This window comes from Streptomyces mayteni, assembly GCF_054783955.1.
On sequence record NZ_BAAGPR010000168.1, the window covers coordinates 1 to 11,939 of the forward strand.

10 protein-coding genes are annotated in these 11,939 nt (G+C 73.0%); 5 read left to right on the forward strand and 5 right to left on the reverse strand.

Annotation, left to right across the window (positions count from 1 at the left end; all coding sequences use genetic code 11):
* Window positions 1–211 precede the first annotated feature (211 nt).
* Window positions 212–862 carry a LuxR C-terminal-related transcriptional regulator gene (locus ACYVPE_RS37340; protein WP_461038284.1) on the reverse strand — a complete coding sequence of 217 codons (651 nt, stop codon included), beginning with the start codon at window positions 860–862 and terminating at the stop codon, window positions 212–214.
* Window positions 850–2,070 (reverse strand): sensor histidine kinase, encoded by a 1,221-nt coding sequence (locus ACYVPE_RS37345; RefSeq protein ID WP_461038285.1) that lies wholly within the window; start codon window positions 2,068–2,070, stop codon window positions 850–852. Before ACYVPE_RS37345 ends, ACYVPE_RS37340 begins: the two co-directional genes overlap by 13 nt.
* 147 nt (window positions 2,071–2,217) lie before the next feature.
* Between ACYVPE_RS37345 and ACYVPE_RS37350 the strand changes: the two genes are divergently transcribed.
* From ACYVPE_RS37350 to ACYVPE_RS37365, 4 genes are read left to right on the forward strand one after another with little or no spacing between them, the layout of a single operon-like run.
* Window positions 2,218–2,889, forward strand: coding sequence for a PadR family transcriptional regulator (locus tag ACYVPE_RS37350; protein WP_461038286.1), 672 nt, complete (start codon window positions 2,218–2,220; stop codon window positions 2,887–2,889).
* Entirely contained in the window at window positions 2,867–3,640 is a 774-nt protein-coding gene (locus tag ACYVPE_RS37355; protein ID WP_461038287.1) for an ABC transporter ATP-binding protein, read from the forward strand. Before ACYVPE_RS37350 ends, ACYVPE_RS37355 begins: the two co-directional genes overlap by 23 nt.
* Window positions 3,637–6,447 (forward strand): ABC transporter permease, encoded by a 2,811-nt coding sequence (locus tag ACYVPE_RS37360; RefSeq protein WP_461038288.1) that lies wholly within the window; start codon window positions 3,637–3,639, stop codon window positions 6,445–6,447. Before ACYVPE_RS37355 ends, ACYVPE_RS37360 begins: the two co-directional genes overlap by 4 nt.
* A gap of 21 nt (window positions 6,448–6,468) precedes the next feature.
* A complete protein-coding gene (locus ACYVPE_RS37365; RefSeq protein WP_461038289.1) occupies window positions 6,469–7,032 on the forward strand; it encodes a bacterial proteasome activator family protein in 564 nt (187 codons plus the stop codon).
* An 84-nt stretch (window positions 7,033–7,116) separates the two neighbouring features.
* On the opposite strand, the gene ACYVPE_RS37370 is transcribed toward ACYVPE_RS37365, so the two are convergent.
* From ACYVPE_RS37370 to pdhA, 3 genes are read right to left on the reverse strand one after another with little or no spacing between them, the layout of a single operon-like run.
* Window positions 7,117–8,613 (reverse strand): dihydrolipoamide acetyltransferase family protein, encoded by a 1,497-nt coding sequence (locus ACYVPE_RS37370; protein WP_461038290.1) that lies wholly within the window; start codon window positions 8,611–8,613, stop codon window positions 7,117–7,119.
* Window positions 8,614–8,638: 25 nt separating this feature from the next.
* Window positions 8,639–9,619 carry an alpha-ketoacid dehydrogenase subunit beta gene (locus ACYVPE_RS37375; RefSeq protein ID WP_461038291.1) on the reverse strand — a complete coding sequence of 327 codons (981 nt, stop codon included), beginning with the start codon at window positions 9,617–9,619 and terminating at the stop codon, window positions 8,639–8,641.
* A gap of 1 nt (window position 9,620) precedes the next feature.
* On the reverse strand, window positions 9,621–10,802 hold the full coding sequence (pdhA, locus tag ACYVPE_RS37380) for a pyruvate dehydrogenase (acetyl-transferring) E1 component subunit alpha (RefSeq protein WP_461038292.1): 1,182 nt from the start codon (window positions 10,800–10,802) through the stop codon (window positions 9,621–9,623).
* 369 nt (window positions 10,803–11,171) lie between these two features.
* Between pdhA and ACYVPE_RS37385 the strand changes: the two genes are divergently transcribed.
* Window positions 11,172–11,849, forward strand: a complete 678-nt coding sequence (locus tag ACYVPE_RS37385; protein WP_461038293.1) for a response regulator — start codon at window positions 11,172–11,174, stop codon at window positions 11,847–11,849.
* The last annotated feature ends 90 nt before the right edge of the window (window positions 11,850–11,939 follow it).

Below are 11,939 nucleotides of genomic sequence, written 5' to 3' on the forward strand. Positions count from 1 at the left end.
GCTCGGCCGCGTCGCCCCCGGGCCGCAGGCCCGCCTGCCGGCCGCGCCGGCCCCCTGGCCGCGCCGCCGGCCGTGGGCCGACGTGCCGGCCATGGGCCGGCCCTCGGTCCGGCCGCCTTGGGTTACGGGCCCCCGGCCCGGGCGTTGCCCGGCACGCCCCGGCGCCGCAGGCCGAGAAAGGGCGGGTGGGTGGGGGAAAACCCCGGCCCAGTCACGGCGCGGCAGCGTTGAGGTAGGTGAGGACGGCGAGGACGCGGCGGTGGCCCGGCGTCGTCGTCGGGAGGGCGAGTTTCGCGAAGATGTTGCCGATGTGTTTGTGGACCGCGTTGTCCGTGATGACGAGTTCCGCGGCGATCTCGCCGTTGCCGAGGCCGCGGGCCATCAGGGTCAGGACCTCCCGTTCCCGCGCGGTGAGCGTGTCGATGGGGCCCCGGGCCGCGCTGGTGAGGAGTTGGGCGACGACCTCGGGGTCCATCACCGTGCCGCCCGCCGCGACGCGGCGGAGCGCGTCGACGAACTCGCCGACCCGGCTGACCCGGTCCTTCAGGAGGTAGCCGACCGCGCCCTTGCCGTCGGAGAGCAGTTCGCGGGCGTAGACCTTCTCCACGTACTGCGAGAGCACCAGCACCGGAAGGCCGGGCCTGGTGCGGCGGAGTTCGAGGGCCGCGCGGACGCCCTCGTCGTGGAAGGTCGGCGGGAGCCGGACGTCGGCGATCACGGCGTCCGGCTCGTGCCTGGCCACGGCCGCCAGCAGCCCGGCGCCGTCCGTGACGATCTCGGCGACCTCGATGTCCCTGGTGGAGAGGATCAGTTCGAGGCCGGCCGAGAGCAGCACGTTGTCCTCGGCGATCACGACCCGCACGGCAGCTCCACGGTGATCGCGGTGGGGCCGCCGGTCGGGCTGGCGACCAGCACCGAGCCGTCGAGCGCGGCCGCCCGGCGGCGGATGCCGATGACGCCGGTGCCGAGGGTCTCGTCGACGCCGCCGATGCCGTCGTCGGTGACCTCGACGAGCAGCCGGTCGTCGGCACGGCTCAGCCGCACCCTGGCGTGCGTCGCGCCGCTGTGCTTGGCCGCGTTGGTCAGGGACTCGGTGACGATGAAGTACGCTGCGGCCGACACCGCGGGCGACAGCTCGCCGAGCTCGCCCAGGTCCACCTCGGTCGGGACGGCGGACCGGGCCGCGACCGCCGTGACCGCGCCGTCGAGGCCGCGGTCGGCGAGGATCGGCGGGTAGATCGTGCGGATCACGTCGCGGAGCTCCGTCATCGCCTCCTCCGCGCCCTCGTGCGCCTCCCGGAGCAGCGTGGCCAGCCGGCCGTCGTCCGCCGGGAGCCGCTCCCTGGCCACCCCCAGCCGCATGGCGATGGCGACGAGCCTGGCCTGCGCCCCGTCGTGCAGGTCGCGCTCGATGCGGCGCAGCTCGGCGCCGTGCGCGTCGAGCACGCCGGCCCGGGACTCGGTCAACTCGCCGACCCGCTCGGCCAGCCGCTCCTCGGCCGAGGGCTCCAGGGTGGCCAGGCAGGCGCCGGCGTGCCAGCGCGCGATCCTCGGCAGCACCCACCAGCAGAGCGCCGCGCCGGCCAGGGACTGGGCGAGGTCGAGAGGTATGGAGGCGAGGCCGACGTCCCCGAAGGACGACTCGAGGTCGAACAGCGGCCGGATCGGCGCCATGATCACGCCGCCCACGGCCATGCCGGCGAACATCAGCGCGGCCATGCCGCCCACGAACCCCGTGACCATCGACCAGGGCAACCAGCGGAGCAGGCGCCGGATCTCGGGGGACCGCAGCCCCTCCCGCCAGCCGGCCGCGAACCCCGGGGGCCGCCCGCCCCGCCCGGCCCGCCCGCTCCCGCGCGGCGGCGCCTCGACCGTGGTGCCGAGCAGCCACGCGGCCCGCCTCCGGTGCCAGTCGGCCGAGTCGGCGACCGGGCCGAGCAGCCAGGAGAGGCCCCCGGCCAGCACCCCGATCAGCAGCAGCGGGAGCACCGAGAGCAGCGCGAGCGCCGTCCCCAGCATGGTGATGAGGTAGACGACCCCGCGCCGTATGTCGGTCCATCGTTCGCGCATGACACCCAAGTCTGGGGCATGCCAGGACCGGGGCGCACTACAGCAGGCACCACTCCCCGAGTTCCACTCAGGACCCGGAACATACTCGGTATGCCGTTGACCGGCGCGGCTTGCGCCCCCCTCGCATACTCGGTATACATACGCGGTATGTCGATTCGCTACGGCCTTCTCGCCCTCCTGGAGAGCGGCCCGCGCTACGGCTCGCAGCTCCGCACGGAGTTCGAGTCCCGCACGGGCGCCACCTGGCCGCTCAACATCGGGCAGGTGTACACCACGCTCCAACGCCTCGAACGGGACGAACTCATCACCCCCGAGGGCGGCGGGGACGCCAAACAACAGCTCTACGCCATCACCGACACCGGACGTCGCGAGCTGGCCGAGTGGTTCGCCCGACCCGTCGACCGCACCCAGCCGGCCAGGGACGAGCTCGCCATCAAGCTCGCCATGGCCGTCGGCACCCCGGGCGTCGACGTCTCCGAGATCATCCAGGCCCAGCGCCGGCACACCCTGACCGCCATGCAGGGCTACACCCGGCTCAAGGCCCGCGCCCTCGCCGCCGGGCCCGACACCAGCGACGAGATGGCCTGGCTGCTCGTCCTCGAACAGCTGATCTTCTTCGCCGAGGCGGAGAACCGCTGGCTCGACCACTGCGAGGCCCGCCTCGTCCGCTTCGCGGCCGAACGGCGCGCCAGGCCCCGCACGTCCAACACGTCGGGCGACGGCTCCAACGACAGCGCCAACGACACACCGCACGAGAACACCGAAGAGTCAGACCAGCCCGAGGGGGGACCTCGACATGACCGACACGCGACCGCGTGAGCACGAAGCCAGCACTGCCGGCACCGCCCGCACTCCCGTGCTCGAACTACGCCAGCTCACCCGCGTCCACGGCAGCGGCGTCGCCGCCGTGCACGCGCTGCGCGGCATCGACCTCACCGTGCGGGCCGGCGAGTTCGTCGCCGTGATGGGTCCCTCGGGATCCGGCAAGTCCACCCTGCTCACCCTCGCCGGCGGCCTGGACACCGCCACCGAGGGCCACGTGCTGGTCGAGGGCCAGGACCTCGGCGCCCTCGGCCGCGCCCAACTCGCCAAGGTGCGCCGCACCCACATCGGCTACGTCTTCCAGGACTACAACCTGATCCCGGCCCTCACCGCCGCCGAGAACATCGCCCTGCCCCGCGAACTCGACGGCACCTCCACCCGCGTCGCCCGCCGCGAGGCGCTGGCCGCGCTGGAGGAGATCGGCCTGCCCGAGGTCGCCGACCGCTTCCCCGACGAGATGTCGGGCGGCCAGCAGCAGCGCGTCGCCATCGCCCGTGCCCTGGTCGGCGACCGCCGCCTGGTGCTCGCCGACGAGCCCACCGGCGCCCTCGACTCCGAGACCGGCGAGGCCGTACTCGCCCTGCTGCGCCGCCGCTGCGACGAGGGCGCCGCGGTCGTCCTCGTCACCCACGAGTCCCGCTACGCGGCCTGGGCCGACCGGCTGGTCTTCCTGCGCGACGGCCGGATAGTCGACGAGTCCGCCGCCGGCACCGCCGAGTCCCTGCTCGCCGGCGAGGCCGCCCGATGAAGAGGCTCAACACCTGGCGCCTCGCGCTGCGCATCGCGCGCCGCGACGCCCGCCGCGCCAAGGGCCGCAGCGCCCTGGTGGTCGCCATGATCGCGCTGCCCATCCTGGTGGTCTCCGCCGCCGACCTGACCTTCCGCAGCGGCGACCTGTCGCCGGCCCAGAAGCTGACCCGCGACCTCGGCCAGGCCGACGCCCGCTACGTCATCAGTACCCAGGGCTCGCCCCTCACCCAGTCCCCGTCCGGCGAGTCCGTGCAGTACGCCGATGACGCCGAGGACCTGGTGTGGGATTCCGACGACCGGCCGGCGGAGGAGATCCTCGGCCAGGTCGAGTCCGTGCTGCCGGACGGCGCCACCGTGCTCTCCGACCAGTTCGGCTACACCGACGCCACCACCGCGACCGGCCTGACCGACGTCCAGATCCGCGAGATCGACGCCGCCAGCCCGCTCACCGAGGGCATGCTCACCCTGCTGAGCGGCGACTTCCCGCAGGACCCCGACGAGGTCGCCGCCACCCGGGCGTTCCTCGACACCTCGGGCCTCGACGTCGGCTCCGAGGTCACCATCGGCGGCCTGGACGACACCTACACGATCACCGGCGCCTACGAGCTGCCGAGCGAACTCGACCTGGAGCAGCTCGTCGCGGTCCCCGGGTCCGTGCTGCCCCGCCTCGAAGACACCGACCCCATGCCCGTGAACTACCTGGTGGACGTGGGCGACGGCGAGGTCGACTGGGCCGCGGTGCAGCGCGCCAACGAGCAAGGCCTGACGGTCACCTCGCGCTCCGTCGTCCTGAACCCGCCCCCGGCCGACCAGGTGCAGTTCCAGGACGACGGGTACTCCGGCGGCACCGACCCGGCGACCGCGTCCACGCTGGTCATCGTCGTCTCCCTGATCATCCTGGAGATCTGCCTGCTCGCCGGACCCGCCTTCGCCGTCGGCGCCCGCCGGGCCCGCCGTCAGCTCGGCCTGGTCGGCGCCAACGGCGGCGACCGCAAGCAGCTCCGCGCCATCATGCTCGCCAGCGGCGTGGTGCTGGGCGCCGCCGCGGCCGCCATCGGCACCCTGGGCGGTATCGCGCTGACCCTCGCCGGCCGCCCGTTCATCGAGGGCACGCTCGGCGCCCGGTTCGGCGGCCTGGACTTCAGGCCCCTCGAACTCGGCGGCATCGCCCTGCTCGCCGTCGTCGTCGGCCTGCTCGCCGCCGTCGTCCCCGCCGTCAACGCGGCCCGCGGCGACGTGCTCGAATCACTCAGCGGGCGCCGCGGGGTGCGGCGCGCCAGCCGGACGCTGCCCGTCATCGGCCTCGTCGCGCTGGTCGGCGGCGGGACGCTGGCCATCGTCGGCGCCATGACCATGGACGAGCCGGTCGTGGTCGCGGCCGGCTCGATCATCGCCGAGCTCGGCGTCGTCGCCCTCACCCCGCTGCTGGTCGGCGGCTTCGGCCGGCTGGCCCGCGTGCTGCCGCTCTCCGGCCGCCTCGCGCTGCGCGACGCCGCCCGCAACCGCGGCCGCACGGCGCCCGCGGTGGCCGCCATCATGGCCGCCACGGCCGGCGCGGTCGCCGTCGCCTTGGTGCTGGCCAGCGACACGGCCCAGCAGCGCGCCGAGTACGAGCCGATCATGCCCCCCGGCACCGTCGCGATCAGCGGCTACGAGCCGCAGGAGCTGGCGCTGCTCAACCCGACCAGGGGAATCATCGAGTCCGAGATGCCGACCACCGTCCGCGCCGACCGCGGGACGCTCACCGCCAACCCCGACTGCTACGCGTTCGACGGCGACGACTGCGGCCTGGTCGACACCAGGGTGCCGGAGGGCAACGAATGCCCGCTGTGGACCTCGGCCAACGAGGAGCTCAGTGTCGCGGAGCGACGCGAAGTGGCCGCCCAGGAGCGCTGCGACGACGACATGGGCTTCGGCTACTCGGGCCCGACGGTCGCGGGGCCCGAACTGCTCGACGTGCTCGGCATCGACGACCCGGGCGCCCGGGAGGCGCTGGAGCGCGGCGAGGTCGTGGCCCTCACCGGAAAGTACGTGGACGACGCGGGCCGGGTGACCATCGACGTGTACGAGACCCCGGGAGACGAGTACTCGGAGGACGGCGAACTCCTCGCCGAGCCCGACCAGTCGGTGACCCTGCCGGCCTACCGGGCCAGCGGCGAGGGCTACGACATCCAGATGCTGATGACGCCGGCCACCGCCGAGGCGGCCGGGCTCTCCGTGATCCAGGGCGGCACCTGGTACGCCACCGAGCGCACGCCCACCGACGCGGAGCGGCAGGCCGTCGAGGGCGCCGTGCGGGACCTGGCGACCAGGAACGGCACCACCGCCACCCCCTGGATCGACGTCGAGGACGGCTTCCACTCGGACACCTCGCTGTACCTGCTCGTCCTGTCGCTGGCCGCCGGCATCCTCGCGCTCGGCGCCGCCGGCATCGCCACCGGTCTGGCGCAGGCCGACTCCGAGGCCGACCTGGGCACCCTGGCCGCGGTCGGCGCGTCGCCCCGGGTCCGGCGTACCCTCTCCGGTCTCCAGTGCGGTCTGGTCGCCGCCATGGGAGTGGTCCTCGGCGCGATCTCCGGCGTGATCCCGGCTATCGCGCTGCTGCTCGCGCAGCAGCGCTCCAACCTCGCGATCTGGGAGTCGGCCTGGGACAACGGCTGGGACCCTGGCGTGCGGCCCGAGCTGCTCCTCGAGGTGCCGTGGCTCACGTTCGGCCAGCTGATCGTGGTCGTGCCGCTCGTCGCCTGCCTGGTCGCGGCGCTGCTGACGCGCTCCCGGATCCCCCTCGCGCGGCGCGCCGGGTGACCGGCGTTGCATGATGGGGGTATGACTCAGCCGAGGAATGAACCGCCCCAGGAGAACGCCCAGATCCTGGTCGTGGGCCCGGACGGGATGGCGCTCAGCGCCCCCGCTCCGAAGCGGAACGGCGAGGGCGACGAAGGCCGCTCCGAGATTCCCGTGACCGAGATGGTGGAGCAGCCGGCGAAGGTCATGCGGATCGGCAGCATGATCAAGCAGCTGCTCGAGGAGGTGAAGGCGGCCCCGCTCGACGAGGCCAGCAGGGTCCGCCTGAAGGAGATCCACGCCAGCTCGGTCAAGGAGCTGGAGGAAGGCCTCGCGCCCGAGCTGGTCGAGGAGCTGGAGCGGCTCTCGCTCCCGTTCCACGACGACGGCGTGCCGACCGAGGCGGAGCTCCGGATCGCGCAGGCCCAGCTGGTCGGCTGGCTTGAGGGCCTGTTCCACGGCATCCAGACGGCGCTCTTCGCCCAGCAGATGGCGGCGCGGGCGCAGCTGGAGCAGATGCGGCGGGCGCTGCCGCCCGGCGCGCTGGGCGACGAGCCCGAAGGCCTGGACGACCACGGCGGGGCGCGGTCCGGCCCCTACCTCTGAACTGCCGAAAGACTGCCGAAAGCCGGTGCCGGCCGCGATCCCGCGGCCGGCACCGTTCTGTTTCCCGGGCTGTTCCCCCCGGGGTCACCCCCAGGTGATCAACCGCTTCGGGTGTTCGAGCACGGCCGCCACGTCCGCCAGCACCCGCGAGCCCAACTCGCCGTCCACCAGCCGGTGGTCGAAGGAGAGGGCCAGGGTGGTGACGTGCCGCGGCTTCACCTTCCCCTTGTGCACCCAGGGCTGCTCCCGGATCGCGCCGAGCGCCAGGATCGCGGACTCGCCAGGGTTGAGGATCGGGGTCCCGGTGTCGATGCCGAAGACGCCGACGTTGGTGATGGTGACCGTGCCGCCCTGCATCTCCGCCGGCTGGGTCTTCCCCTCCTTGGCCGTGGCCACCAGCTCGCCCAGCGCGCGGGCCAGCTCGGGCAGGGTCAGGGAGCCGGCGTCCTTGATGTTGGGCACGATCAGCCCGCGCGGCGTGGCCGCGGCGATGCCGAGGTTGACGTACCCCTTGTAGACGATCTCCTGGTTCTCCTCGTCCCAGGAGGCGTTGACCTCCGGGTGGCGGCGGATCGCCACCAGGAGGGCCTTCGCCACCAGCAGCAGCGCGTTGACCCGCAGCCCCGCCAGGTCGGGGTCCTGCTTCAGCCCCTCGACCAGCCGTACCGTCCTGGTGACGTCGACCGTGACGAACTCGGTGACGTGCGGGGCGGTGAAGGCGCTGCCGACCATGGCCTGGGCGGTCGCCTTCCGCACCCCCCTGATCGGCACCCGGCGCTCCCGGATCGCGGCCAGCGACTGCGGCCGCACGTCGGCGGGCGGCGCCGAAGGCGCCGGAGGGGCGACGGCGGCGTGCACGTCGTCCCTGGTGACGATCCCGTTGGGCCCACTGGGGATGACGGTGGACAGGTCCACCCCCAGGTCCTTGGCCAACTTCCGCACCGGCGGCTTGGCGAGTGGCCGGTCCGCGGCCGGGGGCGCCATGTGCTGCTCGATGCCCTCGACCCCCTGCTCCAGGGCCGGCCCGCCGTACCCGCCGGCCGCCTCGTGCCCACCGGGCAGCTGCGCGGGAGCCCACGTACGGGTTGCGGCGGCCTGGCCGGCCGGGCCTTGGCGGGGGGGCGCCCCGGCGGAGTCCGGCCCCTGGCCGGGTACCTGACCGGCCGCGCCGGGCGGCGTACGGCGCGGGCGGCGCTTCGGCGTGGCGGTGGAGACGCCGTAGCCGACGAGGACGGGTTGGCGGCCCTCGCTGCCGCCGCCTTCGGCGGCGGGCGGCGGGGCCGGCGTTCCCTGCTCAGGGCTCCCCGCCAAGGGGCCGGCCAAGGGGTCCGTGTCGACGGTGATGATCGGGGTGCCGACGTCCACCGTCGTGCCCTCGGGGAAGTGCACCTCCCGGACCAGACCGTCGTACGGGATCGGCAGCTCGACCGCCGCCTTGGCGGTCTCCACCTCCACCACCACCTGGCCGTCGGTCACCGAATCACCCGGACGGACCAACCACTTCAGGATCTCGGCCTCCGTGAGTCCCTCACCCACATCAGGCATCCGGAACTCGCGGAACCGCTGTGTCGCAGCAGCCATCGTCACGACTCTCCTCAGCCTCTCCTCAGTACGCCAAGGCGCGGTCGACGCTGTCCAGCACCCTGTCAAGCCCCGGGAGGTACTCCTCCTCGAGCCGCGCCGGCGGATAGGGCGCGTGGAACCCGCCCACCCGCAGCACCGGGGCCTCCAGATGATAGAAACACCGCTCCGTGATCCGGGCGGCCATCTCGGCACCCGAGCCGAAGAACACCGGCGCCTCGTGCGCCACCACAAGACGGCGGGTCTTCTCCACCGACCGCTGGAGCGTGTCGAAGTCGATGGGCGAGACCGACCGCAGGTCCACGACCTCGATCGACGTGCCGTCCTCGGCGGCCGCGTCCGCCGCCGCCAGCGCCGTCCGCACCGTGGGACCGTAGGCCGCGATCGTCAGGTCGGTGCCGGACCGCACCACCTTCGCCGCGTGCAGCGGTCCAGGGATGCTCGCCGTGTCGACCTCGCCCTTCTCCCAGTAGCGGGACTTGGGCTCGAAGAAGACCACCGGGTCGTCGCACTCGATCGCCTGCTGGAGCATCCAGTACGCGTCGGACGGGTTCGCGGGCGTCACGACCTTCAACCCCGCGACGTGCGCGAACAGCGCCTCCGGCGACTCGCTGTGGTGCTCCACCGCGCCGATGCCGCCGCCGTACGGGATGCGGATCACGACCGGCAGCTTCACCGTGCCGAGCGACCTGGCGTGCATCTTCGCCAGCTGGGTGACGATCTGGTCGTAGGCGGGGAAGACGAAGCCGTCGAACTGGATCTCGGTCACCGGCCGGTAGCCGCGCAGCGCCAGGCCGATCGCGGTGCCGATGATGCCGGACTCGGCCAGCGGGGTGTCGATCACCCGGTCCTCGCCGAAGTCCTTCTGCAACCCGTCGGTGATGCGGAAGACGCCGCCCAGCTTGCCGACGTCCTCGCCCATGACCAGGACCTTGGGGTCGGCCTCGAGCGCCCTGCGCAGCGAGGAGTTGAGCGCCTTGGCGATCGCCATCTTCTCGGCCGGCATGTCAGTTCTCCTCGTGGTGGTCGGCGAAGGACGCGAGGTACCCGGCGAACTGGGCGCGCTCCTCGTCCACCAGGGGGTGGCCGTCCGCGTACACGTTCTCGAAGACCGCCATGGCCTCCGGGTCCGGCATGGTGCGGATGGCCTCCCGCACGCGCTTCGCCAGCGCGTCGCTCTCCGCGTCGAGGTCGGCGAAGAACGCGTCGTCGGCCGCGCTCTCCCGCTCCATCAGGCGGCGCAGCCGCAGGATCGGGTCCTTGGCCTCCCAGGCCTCCAGGTCCTCCTTGCGGCGGTAGCGGGTCGGGTCGTCCGAGGTGGTGTGCGCGCCCATCCGGTAGGTGAACGCCTCGACCAGGATCGGGCCCTGTCCGGTGCGGGCGTGCTCGGCGGCCGCCCGGGTCACGGCCAGCACGGCCAGCACGTCGTTGCCGTCGACGCGGACGCCTGGGAAGCCGTAGCCGGCGGCCCGCTGGTAGAGCGGGACGCGGGTCTGCCGCTCGATCGGCTCGGAGATCGCCCACTGGTTGTTCTGGCAGAAGAACACGACCGGCGCCTGGTAGACGGCGGCGAAGGTGAACGCCTCCGCCACGTCGCCCTGGCTCGACGCGCCGTCGCCGAAGTAGGCGAGCACCGCGATGTCGGAGCCGTCCATCCGCGCGCCCATCGCGTAGCCGGTGGCGTGCAGCGCCTGGGAGCCGATGACGATGGTGTAGAGGTGGAAGTTGTTGCCGGTCGGGTCCCAACCACCGTGGTTCACGCCGCGGAACATGCCGAGCAGCAGTGTCGGGTCGACGCCGCGGCACCAGGCGACGCCGTGCTCGCGGTAGGTCGGGAAGACGTAGTCGTCGTGCCGCAGGGCGCGTCCTGAGCCGATCTGCGCGGCCTCCTGGCCGAGCAGCGAGGGCCAGAGCCCCAGCTCGCCCTGGCGCTGGAGGGCGGTGGCCTCGGCGTCGAAGCGGCGGGTGAGGACCATGTCGCGGTACAGGCCGCGGATCTCCTCGTGGCCGATGTCCAGGGAGTAGTCGGGGTGTTCGACGCGCTCGCCCTCGGGCGTCAGCAACTGCACCATCTCGGGGGCCGACCCGGCCTTCGGCCGTGGCTGCCGCCTGGCGGCGGCCTTCTTCCGCGGACGGCTCGCCGCGGCCTTCTTCTTCCCACCCGCTGGGGTGCTGCTCTCCACAGTCACTCGTGTTCCTCCGTCGGTCCGGCCCCCGGGATCCGCCGGGCGGCCAGTGCGGTCCGCCCGGACCCGTACGGCGCACGGGGGTGGGTGCGGCCTGGACGGAACCGAGCGGTTCTCTGCCCCGATCGCGTCCCGTTCGACGGCCCCATAAGAGCACGGTATCCAATGGGTTCACAAGCCGCGAAAAGACCCCTGACCTGCGGATTTACCTGGAAATCCAAGTACTTTCCTGGAGTGCTTTCGTGGATACGTTCGTGGACCGGGGAACGGGACGGCCTCAAGCCTCGCAGGGCTTCGGAGCAGGTGCACGTTAACCCGGCCAACCGGGTCGCGTGAAGAGCGGTGCACGCGCCGTTGTGTGACACTTGCGGTGTGTCGGACGGCGGAAAAATCAGCGTATTTCTCGTCGATGACCACGAGGTCGTGCGCCGGGGCGTGCATGAGTTGCTCGCGGTCGAACCGGACATCGAGGTGGTCGGCGAGGCCGGCACGGCGGCCGACGCCCTGACCCGCATCCCGGCCGCGCGCCCCGACGTGGCGGTGCTCGACGTGCGGCTGCCGGACGGCAGCGGAGTCGAGGTCTGCCGGGACATCCGCTCCCGCGACGAGTCGATCCACTGCCTGATGCTCACCTCCTACGCCGACGACGAGGCCCTCTTCGACGCGATCATGGCGGGCGCGTCCGGCTACGTGCTGAAGGCCATCCGCGGCACCGAACTGCTGACCGCGGTGCGGGACGTGGCGGCCGGCAAGTCCCTCCTCGACCCGGACGCGACCCGGCGCGTCCTCGAACGCCTCCGCGGCGGCGGCGAGCCGGCGGGGAAGGACGAACGCCTCGCCCAGCTGACCGACCAGGAACGCCGCATCCTCGACCTGATCGGCGACGGCCTGACCAACCGGGCGATCGGCGAGGAACTGCACCTGGCGGAGAAGACCATCAAGAACTACGTCAGCAACCTGCTCGCGAAACTCGGCATGTCGCGACGGGCACAGGCGGCGGCGTACGTGGCCCGCCTCCAAGCCGGCCGCCCACCGACGCCCGACCGCTAACGGGTTTCCCCCACCCACCCGCCCTTTCCGCTGCGCGGCATCCCGACGCGGCGGCGGTGCCCCGCGCTCCGCGCGGGGTTTTCCCCGCCC